Origin of the sequence: Pseudomonas sp. KNUC1026 (genome assembly GCF_021650705.1) — a bacterium.
GTDB lineage: Bacteria > Pseudomonadota > Gammaproteobacteria > Pseudomonadales > Pseudomonadaceae > Aquipseudomonas.
In genome coordinates this window covers 3,990,189-4,012,583 of sequence record NZ_CP087138.1, presented here as the reverse complement: position 1 = coordinate 4,012,583, position 22,395 = coordinate 3,990,189, and the positions used below count along the sequence as shown (strand labels likewise).

General features: G+C 56.9%; 18 protein-coding genes and 6 pseudogenes. 23 read left to right on the top strand and 1 reads right to left on the bottom strand.

Annotated features, from left to right (window positions below; genetic code table 11):
- Positions 1–4 precede the first annotated feature (4 nt).
- From rplF to bfr, 14 genes and pseudogenes are all read left to right on the top strand, one after another.
- The gene (gene rplF, locus LN139_RS18925; RefSeq protein WP_236355605.1) at positions 5–553 is read left to right on the top strand and encodes a 50S ribosomal protein L6; all 549 of its coding nucleotides are present in this window, start codon (positions 5–7) and stop codon (positions 551–553) included.
- Positions 550–901 (top strand): annotated as a pseudogene (gene rplR / locus LN139_RS18920) (50S ribosomal protein L18). The gene rplF and the pseudogene rplR overlap by 4 nt, the downstream one beginning before the upstream one ends.
- A 3-nt stretch (positions 902–904) precedes the next feature.
- Positions 905–1,405 carry a 30S ribosomal protein S5 gene (gene rpsE, locus LN139_RS18915; protein ID WP_097086944.1) on the top strand — a complete coding sequence of 167 codons (501 nt, stop codon included), beginning with the start codon at positions 905–907 and terminating at the stop codon, positions 1,403–1,405.
- 2 nt (positions 1,406–1,407) lie between these two features.
- Entirely contained in the window at positions 1,408–1,584 is a 177-nt protein-coding gene (gene rpmD, locus LN139_RS18910; RefSeq protein ID WP_097086946.1) for a 50S ribosomal protein L30, read from the top strand.
- 3 nt (positions 1,585–1,587) lie between these two features.
- Positions 1,588–2,022, top strand: coding sequence for a 50S ribosomal protein L15 (rplO, locus tag LN139_RS18905; protein ID WP_236355604.1), 435 nt, complete (start codon positions 1,588–1,590; stop codon positions 2,020–2,022).
- Positions 2,023–3,367 (top strand): annotated as a pseudogene (gene secY / locus LN139_RS18900) (preprotein translocase subunit SecY).
- Positions 3,368–3,384: 17 nt separating this feature from the next.
- Positions 3,385–3,501, top strand: coding sequence for a 50S ribosomal protein L36 (gene rpmJ / locus LN139_RS18895; protein WP_011531897.1), 117 nt, complete (start codon positions 3,385–3,387; stop codon positions 3,499–3,501).
- A gap of 130 nt (positions 3,502–3,631) precedes the next feature.
- A pseudogene (gene rpsM, locus LN139_RS18890) lies at positions 3,632–3,989 on the top strand (30S ribosomal protein S13).
- Positions 3,990–4,019: 30 nt separating this feature from the next.
- Positions 4,020–4,409, top strand: coding sequence for a 30S ribosomal protein S11 (rpsK, locus tag LN139_RS18885; RefSeq protein ID WP_236355603.1), 390 nt, complete (start codon positions 4,020–4,022; stop codon positions 4,407–4,409).
- A gap of 18 nt (positions 4,410–4,427) precedes the next feature.
- Positions 4,428–5,048 (top strand): 30S ribosomal protein S4, encoded by a 621-nt coding sequence (gene rpsD, locus LN139_RS18880; RefSeq protein WP_236355602.1) that lies wholly within the window; start codon positions 4,428–4,430, stop codon positions 5,046–5,048.
- Positions 5,049–5,070: 22 nt separating this feature from the next.
- Positions 5,071–6,073: pseudogene (locus LN139_RS18875) on the top strand (DNA-directed RNA polymerase subunit alpha).
- 43 nt (positions 6,074–6,116) lie between these two features.
- Positions 6,117–6,503 (top strand): 50S ribosomal protein L17, encoded by a 387-nt coding sequence (gene rplQ / locus LN139_RS18870; RefSeq protein WP_097086956.1) that lies wholly within the window; start codon positions 6,117–6,119, stop codon positions 6,501–6,503.
- Between the two features lie 178 nt (positions 6,504–6,681).
- Positions 6,682–8,130 carry a catalase gene (locus LN139_RS18865; RefSeq protein ID WP_236355601.1) on the top strand — a complete coding sequence of 483 codons (1,449 nt, stop codon included), beginning with the start codon at positions 6,682–6,684 and terminating at the stop codon, positions 8,128–8,130.
- Positions 8,131–8,298: 168 nt separating this feature from the next.
- Positions 8,299–8,769, top strand: a complete 471-nt coding sequence (gene bfr / locus LN139_RS18860) for a bacterioferritin (protein ID WP_236355600.1) — start codon at positions 8,299–8,301, stop codon at positions 8,767–8,769.
- A 46-nt stretch (positions 8,770–8,815) separates the two neighbouring features.
- Here the strand turns inward: bfr and uvrA are convergent.
- Positions 8,816–11,649: pseudogene (uvrA, locus tag LN139_RS18855) on the bottom strand (excinuclease ABC subunit UvrA).
- 201 nt (positions 11,650–11,850) lie between these two features.
- Between uvrA and LN139_RS18850 the strand changes: the two are divergent.
- The 9 genes and pseudogenes from LN139_RS18850 to LN139_RS18810 all read left to right on the top strand — a co-directional run.
- Positions 11,851–13,227 (top strand): MFS transporter, encoded by a 1,377-nt coding sequence (locus tag LN139_RS18850; protein WP_236355599.1) that lies wholly within the window; start codon positions 11,851–11,853, stop codon positions 13,225–13,227.
- A gap of 24 nt (positions 13,228–13,251) precedes the next feature.
- Positions 13,252–13,788, top strand: coding sequence for a single-stranded DNA-binding protein (gene ssb / locus LN139_RS18845; protein ID WP_236355598.1), 537 nt, complete (start codon positions 13,252–13,254; stop codon positions 13,786–13,788).
- Between the two features lie 99 nt (positions 13,789–13,887).
- Positions 13,888–15,138 (top strand): tyrosine-type recombinase/integrase, encoded by a 1,251-nt coding sequence (locus tag LN139_RS18840; RefSeq protein WP_236355597.1) that lies wholly within the window; start codon positions 13,888–13,890, stop codon positions 15,136–15,138.
- On the top strand, positions 15,131–16,549 hold the full coding sequence (locus LN139_RS18835; protein ID WP_329610971.1) for a site-specific integrase: 1,419 nt from the start codon (positions 15,131–15,133) through the stop codon (positions 16,547–16,549). The genes LN139_RS18840 and LN139_RS18835 overlap by 8 nt, the downstream gene beginning before the upstream one ends.
- 113 nt (positions 16,550–16,662) lie before the next feature.
- Positions 16,663–18,660 (top strand): integrase, encoded by a 1,998-nt coding sequence (locus LN139_RS18830; RefSeq protein ID WP_236355596.1) that lies wholly within the window; start codon positions 16,663–16,665, stop codon positions 18,658–18,660.
- 201 nt (positions 18,661–18,861) lie between these two features.
- A complete protein-coding gene (locus tag LN139_RS18825) occupies positions 18,862–19,074 on the top strand; it encodes a hypothetical protein (RefSeq protein ID WP_236355595.1) in 213 nt (70 codons plus the stop codon).
- Positions 19,074–19,511 carry a VPA1267 family protein gene (locus tag LN139_RS18820; RefSeq protein ID WP_236355594.1) on the top strand — a complete coding sequence of 146 codons (438 nt, stop codon included), beginning with the start codon at positions 19,074–19,076 and terminating at the stop codon, positions 19,509–19,511. Before LN139_RS18825 ends, LN139_RS18820 begins: the two co-directional genes overlap by 1 nt.
- On the top strand, positions 19,508–21,796 hold the full coding sequence (locus tag LN139_RS18815; protein ID WP_236355593.1) for an ATP-dependent DNA helicase: 2,289 nt from the start codon (positions 19,508–19,510) through the stop codon (positions 21,794–21,796). Before LN139_RS18820 ends, LN139_RS18815 begins: the two co-directional genes overlap by 4 nt.
- A gap of 200 nt (positions 21,797–21,996) precedes the next feature.
- Positions 21,997–22,185 (top strand): annotated as a pseudogene (locus LN139_RS18810) (DUF2813 domain-containing protein); the annotation flags it as partial.
- Between the last annotated feature and the right edge of the window lie 210 nt (positions 22,186–22,395).

Sequence of the window (22,395 nt, the reverse complement as noted above, 5' to 3'; positions counted from 1 at the left end):
AAGCATGTCTCGCGTTGCTAAAAACCCCGTCAAGGTGCCCTCTGGCGTTGAAGTAAAATTCGCCGGTCAGCAGCTGTCGATCAAGGGTGCCAAGGGCACTCTGGAACTGAATGTTCATAACTCGGTTGAAGTGACCCAGGAAGGTGGCGAACTGCGTTTCGCTGGCCGCAATGGCGATCAGCAGACCCGCGCCATGGCCGGTACTACCCGTGCACTGGTGAACAACATGGTTATGGGCGTAAGCCAAGGCTTCGAGCGTAAGCTGCAACTGGTTGGTGTGGGCTACAAGGCTCAGGCTAAAGGCCAGGTTCTGTCGCTGTCGCTGGGCTTCTCTCACCCTGTGGAATATGAACTGCCACAAGGTGTATCCGCTGAAACCCCAAGCCAGACTGACATCGTCATCAAAGGTGTCGACAAGCAGCTCGTGGGCCAGGTTGCCGCGGAAATCCGCGACTTCCGCCGTCCAGAGCCGTACAAAGGCAAGGGTGTCCGTTACGCGGATGAAGTCGTCCGCCGTAAAGAAGCCAAGAAGAAGTCAGGGCCTAGCAAATGACCGACAAAAAAGTTACTCGTCTGCGTCGCGCTCGCAAAGCACGCCTGAAAATGCACGAGCTTCGAAACCGTGCGTCTGTGCGTGTACCGCTCTTCGCAGCATATCTACGCCCAGGTCATCTCGGCCGACGGCAGCAAAGTCCTGGCCAGTGCTTCGACTTTGGACAAAGAGCTGCGTGACGGTGCTACCGGCAACGTCGATGCCGCCACCAAGGTTGGCAAGCTGGTTGCCGAGCGTGCTAAGGCCGCCGGTATTTCTCAAGTCGCTTTCGACCGTTCCGGCTTCAAGTACCATGGCCGTGTCAAAGCACTGGCTGATGGTGCTCGTGAAGGCGGGCTGGAGTTCTAAGTTATGTCGAACAACGAGCAAAAACGCGACGAAGGCTACATCGAGAAGCTGGTTCAGGTTAACCGCGTAGCCAAGACCGTCAAAGGCGGCCGTATCTTCACCTTTACCGCATTGACCGTGGTAGGTGATGGCAAGGGTCGCGTCGGCTTCGGCCGTGGCAAATCCCGCGAAGTGCCTGCTGCCATCCAGAAAGCGATGGAAGCTGCACGCCGCAACATGATTCAGGTAGACCTGAAAGGCACTACTCTGCAATACGCCACCAAGGCCGCTCACGGCGCCTCGAAGGTGTACATGCAGCCTGCTTCGGAAGGTACCGGCATCATCGCCGGCGGTGCAATGCGCGCCGTTCTGGAAGTCGCCGGTGTGCAGAACGTTCTGGCCAAGTGCTATGGCTCCACCAACCCGGTGAACGTGGTTCACGCCACTTTCAACGGCTTGAAAGCCATGCAGTCTCCTGATTCCATCGCCGCCAAGCGTGGCAAGAGTGTTGAGGAGATTCTCTGATCATGGCTACCGTCAAGGTTACTCTGATTAAAAGCACTGCTGGCCGCCTGCCCAACCACAAACTGTGCGTTAAGGGTCTGGGTCTGCGCCGCATTGGTCACACCGTAGAAGTCCAGGACACCCCGGAAAATCGCGGGATGATCAACAAGGCTTACTACCTGCTGCGCGTCGAGGGTTAATCGATGAAACTCAATGATCTGAGCCCGGCTCCGGGTTCTCGTCCCGAGAAGCACCGTCCTGGTCGCGGTATCGGTAGCGGCCTGGGTAAAACCGGTGGTCGCGGCCATAAAGGCCAGACTTCCCGTTCCGGCGGCTCTATCGCTCCGGGCTTCGAGGGTGGTCAACAACCTCTGCACCGTCGTCTGCCGAAGTTTGGCTTCGTCTCCTTGAAGGCTATGGATCGCGCCGAAGTGCGCACCTCCGAGCTGGCCAAGGTGGAAGGTGATGTGGTTTCTGTTCAGTCTCTGAAGGAAGCCAACGTTATCAACCAGAACGTTCAGCGCGTGAAAGTCGTGCTGTCCGGCGAAGTTACTCGTGCAGTGACTCTGAAAGGTATCGGCGCCACCAAAGGTGCGCGTGCGGCTATCGAAGCAGCTGGCGGCAAGTTCGAGGAATAAATGGCTAAGCAAGGTGCTCTCTCTGCGCTCGGCAAGGGCGGGTTGTCCGAACTCTGGGCTCGTCTGCGTTTCCTGTTCCTGGCGATTATCGTCTACAGGATCGGCGCACACATCCCGGTGCCCGGCATCAACCCGGACCGCCTGGCGGATCTGTTCCGACAGAATGAGGGGACCATTCTTAGCCTTTTCAACATGTTTTCCGGCGGCGCGCTGGAGCGCATGAGTATCTTTGCACTGGGGATCATGCCGTACATTTCGGCGTCGATCATCATGCAGCTCATGACCGCGATCAGCCCGCAACTGGAGCAGTTGAAGAAGGAAGGTGAAGCTGGCCGTCGCAAGATCAGCCAGTACACCCGCTATGGCACCGTAGTGCTGGCATTGGTCCAGGCCATTGGCATGTCCATTGGTTTGGCCAACCAGGGCGTTGCGTTCGCTGGTGGGTTCGCGTTCTATTTCGTGGCGGTGTCGACCTTCGTGGCCGGCGCACTGTTCATGATGTGGCTCGGCGAACAGATCACTGAGCGCGGCGTGGGCAATGGCATCTCGATGCTGATTTTCTCAGGCATCGTCGCTGGCTTGCCACGTGCAGTTGGGCAGTCTTTCGAGTCTGCCCGTCAGGGCGATATCAATATCTTCGCCCTGATTGCTGTGGGTCTGGTTGCAGTAGCGATCATCGGTTTCGTGGTCTTCATCGAGCGTGGCCAGCGTCGCATTGCGGTGCACTACGCCAAGCGCCAGCAGGGCCGCAAGGTCTTTGCCGAGCAACGGAGCCACTTGCCGCTGAAAGTGAACATGGCAGGCGTTATTCCGGCCATCTTCGCAAGCAGCATCTTGCTGTTCCCGGCTTCGCTGGGCGCCTGGTTCGGTCAGTCCGAAGGTATGGGCTGGCTGCAGGACCTTTCGCAGTCGATCGCTCCTGGTCAGCCGTTGAACATTCTGCTGTTTAGTGCAGGGATCATCTTCTTCTGCTTCTTCTACACGGCATTGATGTTCAACCCGAAAAGACGTAGCGGAGAACCTGAAGAAATCCGGTGCCTTTATTCCGGGTATCCGTCCGGGCGAGCAGTCGGCGCGCTATATTGATGGCGTTCTGACCCGCTTGACCATGTTCGGTGCTCTATACATGACGGCCGTGTGCCTGGTTCCCCAGTTCCTGGTGGTAGCAGCAAACGTTCCGTTCTACCTTGGCGGGACCTCGTTGCTGATCGTGGTCGTGGTTGTGATGGACTTTATGGCCCAAGTACAATCCCACCTCGTGTCTCACCAGTACGAATCCCTGATGAAGAAAGCCAACCTGAAGGGCTACGGCGGCAGCAGTCTGCTGCGCTACAGTGACCCGTAAGGTTCGAGGAGTTGGTGATGAAAGTTCGCGCATCGGTGAAAAAGCTGTGCCGCAACTGCAAGATTATCCGCCGTGAAGGTATCGTGCGAGTGATCTGCAGCGCGGAACCACGCCACAAACAGCGCCAAGGCTGAGTGTGAGCTGTGCCCAAACCCAGCAGCTAGTGTGCTGCTGGGTTGATTATTTGTTACTACAGCGATATTATCTCGCGCCCTATTTCTTGGCTTCCGGGGCGTAGGTAGCTGTCAATTGGAGTCCCACTGAATGGCCCGTATTGCAGGCGTTAACATTCCAGATAACAAGCATACTGTTATCTCGCTGACCTACATCTATGGTGTAGGGCGCACTACTGCCCAGAAAATCTGTGCAGACGCTGGTGGTCAACCCAGCCGCGAAGATCAAGGATCTGAGCGACGAGCAAATCGAACAGCTGCGTGGCGAAGTCGCCAAGATCACCACCGAAGGTGATCTGCGCCGTGACATCAACATGAAGATCAAACGCTTGATGGATCTGGGTTGCTACCGCGGCCTGCGTCATCGCCGTGGTCTGCCGGTTCGCGGTCAGCGTACCAAGACCAACGCGCGTACCCGCAAGGGCCCACGCAAGCCGATCCGCAAGTAATCGCACCAGCGAATCGACAGGAATTTAGACATGGCAAAACCTGCTGCTCGTCCTCGTAAGAAAGTCAAAAAGACAGTGGTTGATGGCATCGCCCACATCCATGCGTCTTTCAACAACACCATCGTGACCATCACCGACCGTCAGGGCAACGCTCTGTCGTGGGCGACCTCCGGTGGTTCGGGCTTCCGTGGCTCCCGCAAATCCACCCCGTTCGCTGCCCAAGTGGCTGCAGAGCGTGCTGGCCAGGCTGCCCTGGAATACGGTCTGAAGAACCTCGACGTCAACGTCAAAGGTCCAGGCCCAGGCCGTGAGTCTGCTGTTCGTGCTTTGAACAGCTGCGGCTATAAAATCGCCAGCATCACCGATGTGACGCCAATCCCGCATAACGGGTGCCGTCCTTCGAAGAAGCGTCGCGTGTAATCCAGGAGACAGTAGAAAATGGCACGTTACATTGGTCCAAAATGCAAACTGTCTCGTCGTGAAGGCACTGACCTGTTCCTGAAGAGCGGCGTTCGCGCTCTGGAATCGAAGTGCAATATCGAAACCGCACCGGGTATTCACGGCCAACGCCGTGGCCGTCAGTCCGACTACGGCACCCAGCTGCGCGAGAAACAGAAAGTTCGTCGCATCTATGGTGTTCTCGAGCGCCAGTTCAGCGGTTACTACAAACTGGCTGCCAGCAGAAAAGGCGCCACTGGCGAAAACCTGCTGCAACTGCTTGAGTGCCGTCTGGATAACGTCGTTTACCGTATGGGCTTTGGTGCTACCCGCGCCGAGTCCCGCCAGCTGGTTTCGCACAAGGCGATCAGCGTCAATGGCGTTACTGTAAACGTTCCGTCGTATCAGGTTCGTCCAGGTGATGTAGTGGCCGTTCGCGAGAAATCGAAGAACCAGCTGCGTATTGTTCAAGCCCTTGAACTGAACGCCCAGCGTGGCCGCGTTGAGTGGGTCGATGTAGACAGCGAGAAGAAATCCGGCGTGTTCAAAAACGTCCCGGCTCGCGCTGATCTGTCCGCCGACATCAACGAAAACCTGATCGTCGAGCTCTACTCCAAGTAAGGGCTAGAAAGTAGGTGCATCCATGCAGATTTCGGTAAATGAGTTTCTGACGCCCCGCCATATTGATGTGCAGGTCGTCAGCCCAACCCGCGCCAAGATCACGCTCGAGCCTCTCGAGCGCGGTTTCGGTCACACTCTGGGCAACGCGCTGCGTCGCATCCTGTTGTCCTCCATGCCTGGCTGTGCAGTCGTAGAAGCCAGAGATCGATGGCGTACTCCATGAGTACAGCGCCATCGAGGGTGTTCAGGAAGATGTCATCGAGATCCTTCTGAACCTGAAAGGCCTCGCGATCAAGCTGCACGGTCGTGACGAAGTGACGCTGACCTTGTCGAAAAAAGGTTCGGGGGTGGTTACCGCTGCCGATATCCAGCTGGATCATGATGTCGAGATCGTCAATCCCGAGCACGTGATTGCGAACCTGGCTTCCAACGGCGCGCTGAACATGAAGCTCGTCGTTGCCCGGGGTCGTGGTTACGAGCCGGCCGACGCTCGCCAGAGCGACGAAGACGAGAGCCGTAGCATCGGCCGTCTGCAGCTGGACGCCTCGTTCAGCCCGGTGCGTCGTATCGCCTATGTGGTCGAGAACGCCCGTGTTGAGCAGCGTACCAACCTGGACAAGCTGGTCATTGACCTGGAAACCAACGGTACCCTGGACCCTGAAGAGGCTATCCGCCGTGCCGCGACCATCCTGCAACAGCAGTTGGCCGCGTTCGTCGACCTCAAAGGCGACAGCGAACCAGTGGTGGTAGAGCAGGAAGACGAGATCGATCCGATCCTGCTGCGCCCGGTAGATGATTTGGAACTGACTGTTCGTTCGGCGAACTGCCTTAAGGCGGAAAACATTTACTACATCGGTGACCTGATTCAGCGCACTGAAGTAGAACTGTTGAAGACTCCGAACCTTGGCAAGAAGTCCCTGACCGAAATCAAGGACGTTCTGGCCTCCCGCGGTCTTTCCCTCGGCATGCGCCTCGACAACTGGCCGCCTGCAAGTCTTAAGAAGGACGACAAGGCTACGGCCTGATCGTCGTAATCACCGAACGTAGAGTTTCGGTAAGGAATTCACCATGCGTCATCGTAAGAGTGGTCGTCACCTGAGCCGCACCAGTTCGCACCGCAAAGCCATGTTCCAAAACATGGCGGTGTCGCTGTTCGAACACGAGCTGATCAAAACTACCCTGCCGAAAGCCAAGGAACTGCGCCGCGTTGCCGAGCCGCTGATCACCCTGGCCAAGGTAGACAGCGTCGCCAACCGCCGCCTGGCTTTCGACCGTACCCGTTCGAAAGAAGCAGTCGGCAAGCTCTTCAAAGAGCTGGGCGTTCGCTATGCCAACCGTAACGGTGGCTACCTGCGTATCCTCAAGTGCGGTTTCCGTGCTGGTGACAACGCACCTATGGCTTATGTGGAACTGGTTGACCGTCCGGTCGCTGGTACCGTGGAAGCTGCTGAGTAAGGCACGCGCCACTCAGAAATAAAGAACCGGGCCTAGGCCCGGTTTTTTATTTCCCAAAATTAAATCTATCAGGCGCAGTGGCTTAATAAATTAGAGCTTCTATCCAGGCTCCATATACTGGGCCCATGCGGCAGTGTAGGCCGCTCGCTAGAGCCACCTGATAGAGGACGAATTCAGCATGAGCCAGGGAAAGATCCTGACCACCGCCAGCGGCGCCCCAGTCGCAGACAACCAGAACTCCCGCAGCGCCGGCCCACGTGGCCCGCTCTTGCTCGACGACTTCCACCTGATCGAGAAGTTGGCTCACTTCAACCGTGAAAATATCCCCGAGCGCCGTGTACATGCCAAGGGGTCAGCAGCCTTCGGTACCTTTACGGTAACCGCCGATATTACCCGTTACTCTTGCGCCAAGCTTTTCAGTGAAATTGGCAAGCAGACCGAAGTGCTCCTGCGTTTTTCCACGGTAGGTGGCGAGCGAGGCTCGGCCGACACTGAGCGCGACCCGCGGGGTTTCGCAGTCAAGTTCTACACCGAAGAAGGTAACTGGGACATCGTGGGCAACAACACCCCGGTGTTCTTCATCCGCGACCCGCTGAAGTTTCCCGATTTCATTCACACTCAGAAGCGCCATCCGCAGACCAACATGAAGAGTGCCCAGATGATGTGGGACTTCTGGTCGCACTCGCCGGAAGCCACTCACCAGGTCACCATTCTTTTCTCCGATCGCGGCATTCCTGATGGCTACCGCCACATGCACGGGTTTGGCAGCCATACTTTCAGCCTGATCAACCAGGATGGAGAGCGGCACTGGGTCAAATGGCACTTCAAGAGCCAGCAAGGCATCAAGAACCTCGCTCCGGCAGAAGCTGCGCGCCTGGCCGGCACAGATCCGGATTACGCTCAGCGCGACCTGTTCAGCGCCATCGACTCCAATGACTTTCCAAAATGGCGTGCCTGCGTCCAGATCATGAGCGAGGCGCAGGCCCAAGCTCATCATGAGAACCCCTTTGACGTCACCAAGACCTGGTCCCAGAAAGAATATCCGTTGATCGAGGTCGGGATTCTCGAGCTGAATCGCAACCCCCAAAATTACTTTGCTGAAGTCGAGCAGGCGGCTTTTGCTCCAAGCAACGTGGTGCCAGGTGTCGGCCTTTCGCCAGATCGTATGTTACAGGGCCGGGTATTTGCCTACGCCGATGCGCATCGTTATCGCGTGGGTACCAACCACCAGCAACTGCCGGTAAATGCCCCTAAATCCCCAGTGAACAGTTATCAGCGTGACGGCGCGATGGCCTTGGGCAGTAATGGCGGCGGTACCCCGAATTACGAACCCAACAGTTATGCGAACGCCCCCAAGCAAGCGCCACGCTACTCTGAGCCGCCGTTGGCCCTCAGTGGTGCTGCAGGCCGTTGGGACCATCGTGAGGACGGTGATTACTACAGCCACGCAGGTGCGCTGTTCCGCCTGATGAGTGATGAACAACGGGCACTTCTGATCAGCAACATCGCCGGCGCAATGGCTGGGGTCAGCCCGGATGTGCTTCAGCGGCAGCTGCAGCACTTCTACAAAGCAGACCCCGCTTATGGCCTAGGTATCGCCGATAAACTGGGTGTTAGCCTGGCGTAACGCGTACCGTATTCGCAACGATAAGGAGAACCGCCCTCAATTGGGCGGTTTTCGCGTTTTTAAGCATATTTTTCGGCGAATTTTAGCCTGATATCACCGCATGGCAGGTGACCTGAGCAATCCCTTGGTTCACAATATCGACTTTGCAACTTGTGGAGATGTGGCCCCATGCAAGGTCATCCAGATGTCATCGATTACCTCAACACGCTGTTGACCGGCGAGCTGGCGGCCCGCGATCAGTACTTCGTTCACTCGCGTATGTACGAAGACTGGGGCTTTACTGCTCTCTACGAGCGTATGAACCACGAGATGGAAGAAGAGGCGCAGCACGCTGACGCCTTGATGCGTCGCATCCTGATGCTTGAAGGCACGCCCCGCATGCGGCCTGATGACCTGGATGTTGGCACCAGTGTGCCGACCATGTTCGAAAGTGACTTGCGCCTGGAGTACAAAGTGCGCGAGGCATTGCGCAAGGGTATCGCGCTCTGCGAGCTGCACGGCGACTACGTGAGCCGTGAGATTCTGCGAGTGCAGCTGAGCGACACGGAGGAAGACCATACATACTGGCTTGAGAAGCAGCTGGGCCTGATCAAATCCATTGGACTGGAGAACTACCTGCAGTCTCAAGCGCGCGCCTGAACCACTGCTGACAAAAAACGCCGCCCCAATAGGGCGGCGTTTTTGCTCATGCCCGGTCGCGCTCCAGTAACGGCTTGAGGTACTTGCCCGTGTAGGACTGAGGCATTTGCGCCACTTCCTCCGGCGTGCCGCACGCGATGATCTGGCCGCCCTTCGAGCCGCCCTCAGGCCCGAGGTCCACCAGCCAGTCGGCCGTCTTGATCACGTCCAGGTTGTGCTCGATCACCACCACCGTGTTGCCGTGGTCACGCAACCTGTGCAGTACATCCAGCAACTGTTGGATATCGGCGAAGTGAAGACCTGTCGTCGGTTCGTCGAGGATGTACAGCGTCTTGCCGGTATCACGCTTGGACAGCTCACGTGAGAGCTTGACCCTTTGCGCCTCGCCCCCTGACAGGGTTGTGGCCGACTGCCCAAGCTTGATGTACGAGAGGCCGACATCCATCAGGGTTTGCAGTTTGCGCGCCAAGGCAGGCACTGCATCGAAGAAACCGCGGGCATCTTCGATCGTCATGTCCAGCACCTCGTCGATGCTCTTGCCCTTGTAACGGATCTCCAAGGTTTCGCGGTTATAGCGCTTGCTCTTGCAAACGTCGCAGGGCACGTAGATGTCCGGCAGAAAGTGCATCTCCACCTTGATCAAACCATCGCCCTGGCAAGCCTCGCAGCGGCCGCCCTTGACGTTGAACGAGAAGCGGCCCGGGCCGTAACCGCGCGCGCGGGCCTCCGGAACACCTGCGAACAGTTCGCGAATCGGGGTGAACAGGCCTGTGTAGGTCGCGGGGTTGGAGCGGGGCGTACGGCCGATCGGGCTTTGATCGATGTCTACGACCTTGTCCAGATGCTGCAGGCCATTGATGCTGTCGTGCGCCGCAGCTTCGAGCGTAGTCGCGCCGTTGAGCGCGGTTGAACTCAACGGAAACAGAGTGTTGTTGATGAGCGTCGACTTGCCCGAGCCAGATACGCCCGTGACGCATGTTAGCAGGCCTACCGGAATCTCGAGGTCGACCTTTTGCAGGTTGTTGCCACGAGCCCCTTTGATGGTGACAGCGAGCTTCTTGTTGCGCGGGGTGCGCTTGGCGGGTACCACGATCTTCTTGCGCCCCGACAAGTACTTGCCGGTCTCGGAATCCGGGTGTGCCATCACTTCGTCCGGTGTGCCCTCGGCGACGATCTGCCCGCCATGTACGCCGGCCCCGGGCCGATATCCACCACATAGTCCGCCAGGCGAATCGCATCCTCGTCGTGCTCGACCACGATCACTGTGTTGCCGATATCGCGCAGATGATTGAGCGTCGCCAGCAGCCGGTCGTTGTCGCGCTGGTGCAGGCCGATTGAAGGTTCGTCCAGGATGTACATGACGCCCACCAGCCCCGCGCCGATCTGGCTGGCGAGCCGAATACGTTGGGCCTCGCCACCGGAGAGGGTGTCCGCACTGCGGTCCAGAGTCAGGTAATCCAGGCCCACGTTCACCAGGAACTGCAGGCGCTCGCGGATTTCCTTGAGGATCTTGTCGGCGATCTCGCCACGCCGGCCGGTCAAGCTCAGTTGGCCAAAGTATTCCCAGGCTTCGCCGATAGGCATGCCGGTCACCGCCGGCAGCGTTTTCTCGCCGACCCACACATGGCGAGCCTCACGGCGCAGGCGCGTGCCACGGCAATCCGGGCAAGGTTGTGTGCTCAGGAACTTGGCCAGCTCCTCGCGAACCGTGTTGGATTCGGTCTCCCGGTAACGCCGTTCAAGATTGGGGATGATCCCCTCGAACGGGTGCGAGCGCTTGACGATGTCACCCCGGTCATTGAGGTATTTGAAGTCCACGCTCTGCTTGCCAGTGCCATACAGCAGCACCTTTTGCACATCGGCCGGCAGGCTTTCGAATGGCTCTTCGAGGCTGAAACGGAAGTGCCCGGCGAGCGAGCCAAGCATCTGGAAGTAGTAAACGTTACGCCGGTCCCAGCCACGTATGGCACCTTCGGCCAGCGTCAGCTCGCCATTGACCAGGCGCTTGGCGTCGAAGAACTGCTTCACGCCCAGCCCGTCGCAGGTCGGGCACGCACCAGCGGGGTTGTTGAAGGAGAACAGCTTCGGTTCCAGCTCGCTGATTGAATGGCCGCAGATGGGGCAGGCGAAGCGTGCGGAGAAGATGGTGTCTTCGCCACCTTCTTCGTCCATCGACGCCACCAGCGCAATGCCATCGGCCAGGTTCAACGCGGTCTCGAAGGACTCGGCCAGCCGCTGTTGCAGGTCGGCGCGAACCTTGAACCGGTCCACCACGACCTCGATGGTGTGTTTCTTCTGCTTGTCCAGCTTGGGCAGTTCGTCCAGCTCGTGAAGGCGGCCATCCACACGGGCCCGCACGAAGCCTTGAGCACGCAGCTCTTCGAATACCGCCAGATGCTCGCCTTTGCGCTCCCGGATCACCGGGGCGAGCAACATCAACCGGCGGCCTTCCGGCTCAGCCAGCACCTGGTCGACCATCTGGCTGACGGTCTGCGCCTCGAGTGGCTCGTCGTGGTCCGGGCAGCGCGGTGTGCCGACGCGTGCGTAGAGCAGGCGCAGGTAGTCGTAGATTTCGGTGATGGTGCCGACGGTGGAGCGGGGGTTATGCGAAGTGGACTTCTGCTCGATGGAAATCGCCGGCGACAAGCCCTCGATAGTGTCCACATCGGGCTTTTCCATCATCGACAGGAACTGCCGAGCATAGGCCGACAGCGACTCGACGTAGCGGCGCTGGCCCTCGGCGTAAAGTGTGTCGAAGGCGAGGGAAGACTTGCCTGAGCCAGAGAGCCCGGTAATGACGATCAGCTTGTCACGGGGCAGGGTCAAATCGATGTTTTTCAGGTTGTGGGTACGTGCCCCACGAATCAGGATCTTGTCCAAAGCAGCCTCGCTCGGCGGGCGGAAACCTAGCAGTATACGGGGGCGCGGCAACGCTCTGTACAGCTGTATGAAAGCACGCTGGAGCATGTAGGAAACTCGACGGGTGGCCGTGAAGATCCCTTAATGTGGCAAAGCGTCGCCGGCCGTGCCGTTAACCGATCCGACTGGTAGAATCGCCGCCGGTTCATACGAGGTTTTTTCATGCACGATCTTCATCGCGAACGCATGAGCGCCGGCGAAACACGCGCCGCTGGCAGCCTGGCGCTGGTGTTCGCTTTCCGCATGCTGGGCATGTTCATGGTGCTGCCAGTGCTGGCCACCTACGGCATGGACCTGGCCGGCGCTACCCCGGCACTGATCGGCCTTGCCATTGGCGCCTATGGCCTGACCCAGGCGCTGCTGCAGATCCCCTTCGGTATCGTTTCCGACCGCATCGGCCGCCGGCCCGTGATCTATGTGGGGTTGGTGCTGTTCGCACTGGGCAGCCTGCTGGCGGCGCATGCGGATTCGATCTGGGGCGTCATCGGCGGGCGCGTGCTGCAAGGCGCGGGGGCCATCTCGGCAGCGGTGATGGCGCTGCTTTCCGATCTCACGCGCGAACAGCACCGCACAAAGGCCATGGCGATGATCGGCATGAGCATCGGGCTTTCGTTCGCAGTCGCGATGGTGGTGGGGCCTTTGCTGACCCGCGCTTTCGGGTTGTCGGGGCTGTTCCTGGCTACAGCGGTGCTGGCGATGGTCGGCCTGCTGCTGGTCGCCTTCGTGGTGCCGCGCGGCAATGGGTTGCTGCAACACCGCGAATCGGGCGTGGCGCGCCAGGCGCTGAAGCCAACCTTGCGCAACGGCGAACTGTTGCGCCTGAACGCTGGTATTTTCATTCTCCACGGCGTGCTGATGTGCAGCTTCGTGGCGCTGCCGCTTGCCTATGTGGAGCGCGCCGGCCTGCCCAAGGAGCAGCATTGGTGGGTGTACCTCACCGCGTTGTTCGTCTCATTCTTTGCAATGGTTCCGTTCATCATCTACGGCGAGAAAAAGCGCAAGATGAAACGCGTCCTCCTGGGGGCGGTTGCGGTTCTGATGCTCACCGAGCTGTTTTTCTGGGTATGGGGTTTCGGCCTTGAGCGCCTGGTGGTGGGCACGGTGGTGTTCTTCACCGCGTTCAACCTGCTCGAAGCATCCTTGCCTTCGCTGGTGAGCAAGGTGTCGCCGGCAGGCGGTAAGGGCACTGCGATGGGGGTGTACTCCACCAGCCAGTTTCTGGGCGCAGCGCTCGGCGGCATTCTCGGTGGCTGGCTCTACCAGCACGGTGGCCTGAGTGGTGCGTTCCTCGGAAGCGCCGTTTTGCTCGCCCTGTGGCTGGTGATTGCTGGTACCATGCGCGAACCACCCTACGTCACCAGCCTGCGCATGCCGCTGGCGAACCAGGCATTGGGCGATGCCAGCCTGAGCGAACGGCTGATGGCCGTCCCGGGAGTGACAGACGCCGTGGTGGTGGCCGAAGAGGCCGCCGTCTACATCAAATTCGATACTAAAACAGTGGATCGCTCCGCCATCGAAGCGCTGGTCAATCCGGCTTGATAGGGGCGTTCCCGGGAGAACGATATGGCCCGCGGGGTTAACAAAGTCATTTTGGTCGGCAGCGTCGGCCAGGATCCGGAAGTGCGCTACCTGCCCAACGGCAACGCGGTCACCAATCTCAGCCTGGCGACCAGCGAGCAGTGGACCGACAAGCAGAGCGGCCAGAAGGTCGAGCGCACCGAATGGCACCGTGTTTCGCTGTTCGGCCGTGTTGCCGAAGTCGCCGGCGAATACGTGCGCAAAGGCTCGCAGATCTACGTCGAAGGCAAGCTGCAGACCCGCGAGTGGGAAAAAGACGGCATCAAGCGCTACACCACCGAGATCGTCGTCGACATGCAAGGCACCATGCAACTGCTGGGCAGCCGCCAGCAGGGCCAGGGTGGCCAGCAAGGCCAGGGTAATTACGACCAAGGCGGTGGCGGCGGCAACTATGCGCAGCAAGCGCCTCGCCAACAGGCCCAGCGCCCACAGCAGGCCCCGCGCCAGCAGCAGGCTGCGCCTCAGCAAGCGCAACAGCCTGCGGCGGACTTCGACAGTTTCGATGATGATATTCCGTTCTAGAGCCAACCTCGGAACTTTTTGTAAAGTTTCAAGCCAAGACCCCCGCGCTGCGGGGGTTTTGCGTTTTATGGCTGTAAAGTTTTTGTTGACGTGTTTTCTATGTTCTGCAACCATGTAAAAGTGTTAAGTATTGGTGCGGACATGGATATCTCAATACGACGGTTCAGAGGGTCGGACGGCGAAAGGTTTTCGGTCTTGGTCGATGGCCAAGGCATGCCGCTTTTCTATCCCACTCTGTTCGCAACCTGGGTGCTGCGAGCTCGCTCACTTGCCGCCAGCTCAATCACGAATGCGCTCAACGCACTTAAGGCCTTCTGCGCCTGGGAGGCTCATTCTGGCCTCAGCGTGGAGTCGATGCTTTCGCGTAGCGAGCTGCTTGATCAAAACCAGATCAGAGACCTGTGCGACTTCCTTCAGCGTTCGTTGCTCACCGATAAGACGCAAAAGGTCACCCCAATCAAGAAAAAGCTGAAGGTGGTAGGCGTCAGCGTTCACTACTTCCGGCTATCTATCGTCGCCAGTTATCTTGAGTTCCTGGCGCACAGGCAGGCACCGGGGGTTGATGACGAACGAATCAAGAAGATGGTTGAGGCCATCAAGGCGCATCGGCCCAGTAAGCCTCAAAAGTCTTCCCAAGACCGGGATGAAATACACCTCACCGATGAGGTGATCCAGGTGATTGAAGATGCCCTCAGGCCAGATGCTCCGAACAACCCAGCTAAGCAATATGGTGTCCAGCTTCGGAACGCATTGGTTTTCTTCATCCTCAAGCTGACAGGGATCAGGCGGGGGGAACTGCTTAATCTGAGGATTTCAGATTTCGATTTTGGTGCGAACACCATGTCGGTAGTGCGGCGACCAGACTCGGTTGCCGATATGCGAAAGCATCAGCCAACTGTCAAAACCTTGCCAAGGCGCTTGCGCATACATCCTGAGCTCATGAAGCGGGTCTACGAGTACGTCTCGAAGCAGCGTACTAAGGTGCCTGGTGCTCGTCGGCATGACTTCTTGTTCATCACGCACAAATCAGGCCCCACAGAGGGGGCACCGCTCTCCATCGGCGCGTTCGGCAAGTGGATGGGAGCGCTGGGTGATCTTGTTGAAGGGGCTGGTTTTCATGCCCATGCGCTGCGGCACAACTGGAACTACGAATTCTCTCGTATAGCTGAGGAGCGTGGAATGAGCCCCGAGGAAGAGGAAAAAACCCGTTCCTACTGGATGGGCTGGAGTGAGACCTCCGGAACTGCAGCTATCTACAACGTTAGGCGTACGAAGGAAAAGGCGCAGAAAGCGGGCCTTGAGCTTCAAGAGCGATACATGAACCGTAAGCCAGGAGCTGGTGATGAGTGAAATGCTCGCCTCGGCGGTGGAAACAAACAGAGTTGTCCATCAGCATCAGGGTGAGACGTTTCTATCCCGTGAAGGCTACGTCGTCGAACTCGGTGGTGATCGCTGGCGCCTCAGTAAAGATATTGATATGCCTGTTGGAAACTTCTGTAATGAGTTTCCTGGCAATGCCTTTACTTTTAGGCAAGTGCTGGCATTCTATGCAAAACATAGCTCCCCGTCCCATGTGAAAAATCTCATGGAGCGTCTTGCTCACTACGTCCGAGAACTCAACGGCGCAGTGTTGTTCTCGGTGGAGTCCGTCATTTCCTACAAGGCAAGCCTAGACCGCAATCGAGAGTGGTATCTATCCACAACCCGAGTATTCCTCAAGCAATGGGCGAGGCTGGGTTATTCGGGTATTCCGGAGGAAACGCTCACTCTCCTCGACAACCTTGTCATCAAGGGAAATGAAAAGGGACGCGCTGTTCAGTCCATGTGCCCTGACGAGGGGCCGCTCACAGACATTGAGATGCAGGGTGTTATTGAGGCTACTACGCATGCATTTGTGCAAAAACGCCTTACCTTGTCAGATACATGCCTGGTGATGGCGTTGGCTATGACTGGGCGCCGCCCAGCGCAAGTCTCTGCACTGAAAATCAAAGACCTAATTCACGTTGGGGAAAAATATTTCGTAAATTTTCCCCGCGCCAAACAGCGCGGGATGAAATGGCGTTCGACTTTCAAGAAATTTGCGGTAATCGAAGATCTTTGGCTGTTGCTAAATCAGCAGGCAGATGAGGTTACGAAACTGTTTTGCAGGGCGCTGAAGGTTAAATCCATCCCGCCTGAAGTAAGGGGTGAGCTCCCACTGTTCCCTAATGTCGGTGATCACCTTTCACCTGACGATATCCGCTCAGTACTGAGCTCCGACCAGCTACACATCCCATCTCATGACGTCGGCGTCATTGTCAGAGAAGCAGGTGTCACGCTAGGGGTCGTAAGTGAGCGCACAGGATTTCCGCTGCACCTAAACCCCAATCGCTTTCGCTATACCCTCGGGACAAATCTGGCCCGTGAAGGTCAAGGCGAATACGTGATTGCAGAGGCTCTTGATCATTCGGACACCCAAAATGCTGGTGTGTATGTCCGAAACATCCCTGAAATTGTAGAGCGGATAAACAAGGCCGTCGCAATGCAGCTAGCTCCGATTGCTCAGGCATTCAGAGGCGTCCTGATCTCGTCGGAAAGCGATGCGCTTCGCGGGAGAGACCCATCTAGCAGGGTAACGAATGGAAGGGCCGGGGTTGGCAACTGCGGCAGCTATGGTTTCTGCAACGCCCTGGCTCCGCTTGCGTGCTACACCTGCGCTTACTTTCAGCCTTGGCTGGATGGCCCACACGAAGAGTCTGGAAGGGTTGATAGAGCAGCGTGATCGCGTCAGAGACCTGACGGGTGACCTAAAAGTCGCATCGACGAATGATCGGCTGATTCTGGCGGTGAGCGATGTGATTCATCGGTGCGAAGTGGCCAAAGGAGTGATTGCACGTGGCTGATATTATTGTCTTTGTACCTAAGGCTGAAAAAGATGCCCGGCAAAACCTCGCCGAGTTCATTGAGCTCTGCCGTGACCGCCTAACTGTATTCGGCGCAGATCTGGACTGGTACTCAAACGCCTGGCCGAGTGTTGGAAACTTTACGATCAAAGGTGCGCCTTCGCGAGGCTACACCTCTGCCCAGCTTCTTAACTCGGAAATTATGCCGTTTGCTAAAGCCTATGTGCGCTATCAGCAGGGCATCAATAGGACGAAATTAGTCAACGAGCTAAAGGCATTGCGCTGCATAGAGCCTGCATTGCTGTCAGTAAAAGGTGTTGCCGATATTTCTCTCGTGGACACTACGGTACTTGATGTCGCTGGTGGTATCGCTCGTGAATATGAAGCCTCCAGTTACCAAGCAGGAAACGCGCTAGAGAGACTGGTCAAATTTCTCAACGAAAGCAAGATCGTTCCTAGTCGCTTGGAGTGGAGAAATCCAATTTCCAAACCAAAGGAGATTGACCGGACTGACCCGGCGACTAAGGCAAAGCGCGATGGGACGTTACCCGACGATGCTCATATGGCTGCTATGGCAGAGATTTTTGCTAACGACTCCCTGCATCCACGTGATCGATTCACATCGTCGATCTTTGCCTTGCTGATGTCAGCTCCATCAAGGATTACTGAGGTTCAGAAGCTTCCCTTGAATGTCTTACATCGTCAAAAAGACAAAAAGGGTGTTGAACGGCTTGGCCTTCGCTTCTTTGCGGGTAAGGGGTACGCCTGGGATATCAAATATGTGCTTCCATTTATCGAAGACATCACTGAGGAGGCTGTCAGGCGTCTCACCGAGCTATCCGAAGAGGGTCGGGCTCTGGCGAGGTGGTATGAAACCAATCCTACGAAATTCTACCGGCATGATGAATGCCCAGACGTTTCAGAGGATGCACCGCTGACAGACGAACAAGCCTGTCTTGCGCTGGGGCTGCGAGCTGACAACAGCCGTTCGGCTATCGAGGCTTACTTCCAAAATTATGCGCCCTACAAGCAATGGCGACAGCGCAATGAACCACTAACGCTCTCGTTCCTCAATGAGTACTGCCATTCAGTACTGCCCAAAGGATTCCCCTGGCTAGATGTCGAGCGGAATCTCAAGTACTCGCAAGCCTTGTGTTGCTATCGAGCGCATGAGTTTCGACTGGACTTGACCACCAGCCGGGTAAAGCTATGGGTTCCTGGTAAAAGTGCATTCACAACTGACCTGAACTTCATTAATGGACAAGAGCGAAGTATTTGGAGTCGCAACGGATATAAAAACCCAGACGGCTCCGAAATTACAATGACGTCTCACCAGATTCGGCACCTCCTCAACACCGCTGCTCAACGTGGGAATGTTGGGCAGTTGGATATTGCGAGATGGTCTGGGCGGGCAAACATCCATCAGAACCCTGTGTATAACCACATGTCTGAGGACGAGTACGTCAAGATCAGCGAGAACGCTTTACCTGAAGGGGTACTTGATAAAGTTCAAGCCAACGCCCCGGTGACTCTGGCCGACCTGGAGGCCATTGGGGATGCCATCGCCCATATCACTATTTACGGTTACTGCGTCCACGACTACTCGATGTTGCCATGCCAGAAGCATATGGATTGCTTGAACTGTACGGAGCATGCCTGCGTAAAAGGTGACGTTGAAAAACTGGAGCGGCTCAAAATGCAGCGACAGCTCACATGTGTTCAGCTTGAAAGGGCTAAAGCTGCAGATGCGTCGGGATACTTTGGGGCTGATCGTTGGAGTCAGCATCAAATTAAGACCTTGGAGCGGCTCGACCAGCTTATCGAGATCATGGAAAACCCTGACGTGCGGGATGGCAGCGTAATCATGCTCAACAATGACCAGGAATACAGTCTGCTGAAGCGCGAGGTTTCTGCCCGCCAGGATGCAAAGCAGCTGTCCGAACCTGTTCCTGAACTACCTTTGCTGGATTTCGCGATGGATATGTTCTGACATGGCCATGCACCTAACGAAACGTCACACCCAGATACTGGTAGACCTCATCGACGCTTGGTCAGGAAAGCTCACCTGGGAGGGGCTTTGCAGCAAAGGGGCGGAGGTACTTGGCTTTCGCCCGACTCGTCAGACTCTTTATGCCCATCAGGCGGTGAAGGAGGCATACGACGCAAAAAAACGTATCTCAAGACGGGGCTTATGCCCAGTAAGCGCCCCGAAAGCCTCGCGATTGCCGAGCAAAAAATCCGAAAGCTTGAGAGCGAAGTCGCTCGATTGACCTCTGAAAATGAGCGTTTCACGGAGCAGTTCATTCGCTGGCAATACAACGCACAGAAACGCGGGATATCAAGGGCAGTGCTTGATGATCAGCTTCCTGTGATTGACCGAGATTCGGCGGAGAAGAAAACCTGATGGCTAATGGTCAGCAAAAAGGCGGGGATAACCTCGCTGCGTTTAGAGCGTGGGCCCAGTCGAAGTCGGATGATGATTTCCGAGAATATGTGTATCGAGGTCAGCTCAAGCGCTCTGAGATTTTTGCTGAATGTGGCTTCGCCCGGAGTGCTCTAGCTCAAAACCCAACCATCAAGGCCGAATTGGAAGAGCTGGAGGCGGAACTACGCAAGCGCGGAGTCCTACCTGCTGAGGGTGATGGCTCTAATCAAATGGCAGACAAGCCAGTCATCAGGGATGTCCAGGCCAAGCAACGCCGCCAAGATAGTCAGCGACTTAATAACCTTGAGCAGGAAAACGCTTCGCTGCGAGCGGAGCTGGGTAAGGCCAAATCCATGCTTGAGCGCTGCAGGCTAATGTCTGCATTTTTGGATGAAACAGGGCGGATGCCACGATGAATGGCTCGTATCCTTCATTGTTGAACGTCACCGTGCGTGTGACCCGCATTCGATCCGCAAACCGCAAAGGATGCATTGCCTTTGGGCACAGGGTGGATGTTGAGTCGGGCGTCAACGATAGATCGACAGCCATTGTGATTGCTGTGCCTGCCAGCACGGCCCCCAGCTCGACGGTCGAGGTTGGCGGGATCTACGACGTGTACGGCGAAAGTACGGTCGTGCATCGTGAGCACTCTGGCTTCAAGGTTTCGGAGATTCAGGTCAACGCTCAAGATATTCGGCTGGTACGACCAAGTGGTAGCCAGCTTATTCAGTGGCTCGCAGACAATGCGCCAGGCGTGGGTGAAGTCAAAGCCACGAAACTGTGGGACGCTCACCAGGAGGCTCTCTACGACATCCTGGACTTCTCAAACCACCACGCGATCAGCAAGATCCTCCCGTCCGAGAGCGTCCGAACTGACCTATTTAGTGCCTGGCTTGAGAATGGCGATGCCAAGACGCTGAGGTTTGTTCAGGACAAGGGTATTCCCCTTGATCTGGCTCGTAAGGCCATCAAGTTTCACAAGGGCAACACCATTTTGGCGCTTCAGGACGACCCGTACCGATTGCTCAGTTTCAGCGGTAGCTGGGCGACGGTAGATGGGGTCGCTCGTGAGCGATTCTCTGTTCAACTCGATGATCCTCGGCGTCTTCGGGCGGCTATGGAGGAAGCGCTCTATCGTATTGCCGAGAAAGGACATACCTGTGCGACGATCTCCGATCTCCACCAGACGGTCAGCAGGCTATTAGCCCCTCACCGGGCACCCACGGCTGCACTGGCCAAGGCGCTGCTTCAGGGCACAACAAGTGGGCAGTTCATCGCTCGAGAGACAGCGAGCGGTGATGTGATGCTTCATGCTCCAGGCACGTACATCATGGAGCGGAGCTGCGCAGAATTCATCCTGTCATTGCTGCGTGAGCCAGATGTCCAGTTGCCGCTGTTTCAGACCGATGTCACTCGCATCATTGCTGATTTCGAAGGGTCTGAGCGAGACCACCTGGGACTGAGCGCCTTTACGTTGAATGACGCTCAGCGTGATGCTGTGAAAACGTCGTTTAACAATCGCTTCAGCATCATTACTGGCGGAGCCGGTGTTGGCAAAACGACCGTGCTCAAAGCCCTTTATAAAGCGCTGGATACGCTTGGCCGGCCAAGGTTTCAAATGGCCTTGTCGGGGCGGGCGGCTGCTCGTATGACTGAAGCGACGCAAGAGACTGCGATGACGATTGCGGGCTTCCTTCGCAGCGTGACGGAAGGGGATATGGGCGAGTGCCCAGTTGTTGTGATCGACGAAGCTTCTATGTTGGACGTCGTCACCTTCTACAAGCTCACGCAGAAGCTGCCAGCCGGAACGCACCTAGTGCTTGTCGGTGATCCGTTCCAGCTTCCACCGATTGGTGCCGGCCTGGTCTTCCACGTGCTCTGCCAGCTTGCAGCGATCCCAGTTACCCGTCTGACTGAGGTTAAGCGGCAGGCCAAGGGATCTGAGATTCCCGTTGCAGCAAGCGCTATTCGAGAAGGCAAGTGGCCCGCTTTCAGTGCGCTGGAGAGTGCAGAGGTGGTCTTCGTCCCATGTGCAGAGGCGGAAATCATCTCTGAAACAATGCGTCTCTATGAAATGGACAGGGGCAACTCTCAGATCCTGGCCGCTACTCGGTCGAGCCCATACGCAGGAGTTGAGCCAATCAACCGACTGTGCCACCTGCGCTATGCGGCAGGTGCTCGTCAGCTTGAGGTGATTAATGATGATTCGGGCGTTCTCGAACAAACAGGGTTTTGTGAGGGCGATCTGCTTATCTACACGGCCAACGATTGGAGCAGGAACCTACAAAACGGTCGGCTAGGTCGGTTGTTGACCGTCTTTGATGAGCCCATCAATGTCAATATAGGTACTGAGGAGCGACCGCTGTGGCGTTCAGCGCTCGCCCGAGCTGATTTTGAGGGTGCTCAGCACTACCTGTTCCACTCTGACGTTGACCTCATTCAGCACGCGTATGCGATCACCGTTCACAAGAGCCAAGGCTCCCAGTTCCGACGGGTCATCATTCCCGTGGTGAAGTCCAAGGTGCTTGATCGCACGTTCGCTTACACAGCGCTGACCAGAGCCCAGATCCAGGTCATATTCGTTGGCGACGTTGATGCCGTGAAAGAGGCGGTTGCTCTGCCTCCACGCGCATTCTCCCGCCAGGTGGGTCTCAAGGCCATGCTTGAAGATGCCCTGCCGTCGCTGTGCCAAGCCGCCTGACGAGCGAGTCATTGCAGCTTTTGCAAAAGAGCCGGCAGTGCCTAGATGAGCACGTCCATTGATCAGCTGCTGTTCAGCTGTCAACACTTCGCCATACCTGCACGTCGGGTCTCGCGACAGCGGGTAAAGCCGAATTTTTCTGGAGAATTCTGGGTATACAGCTAACCTTGATTGCAATACGCCACTTTTTCAGGTGATTGATGCGCGTTGAGCAGTTGAAGGTCAAGAATTTCAGGGGCATCAAGCATCTCGAATGGAACCTGATGGAGCAGTCAATCTGCTGCCTGATCGGCGTAGGCGACAGTGCCAAGACCACCGTTCTGGACGCGGTGGAGGCAGCGCTTTCTCCTCGGTGGATGACCTTCAACGAGGCTGACTTCCACCACGCCAATACCGCTGAGGACATCGAGGTCGAGGTTTCAATTGGCGAGTTGTCGCGTGCTTTGCTATCAGATGGTCGTTTCGGCCTGTATCTGCGTGGCCTTTCTCCAAGTGGTCAACTGAACGATGAGCCTGAAGACGCCGATGAGCCTGTTCTCACGGTGAGACTTTCGGTCGACGCTACCATGGAGCCGGTTTGGTCTTTGGTCTGTGATCGG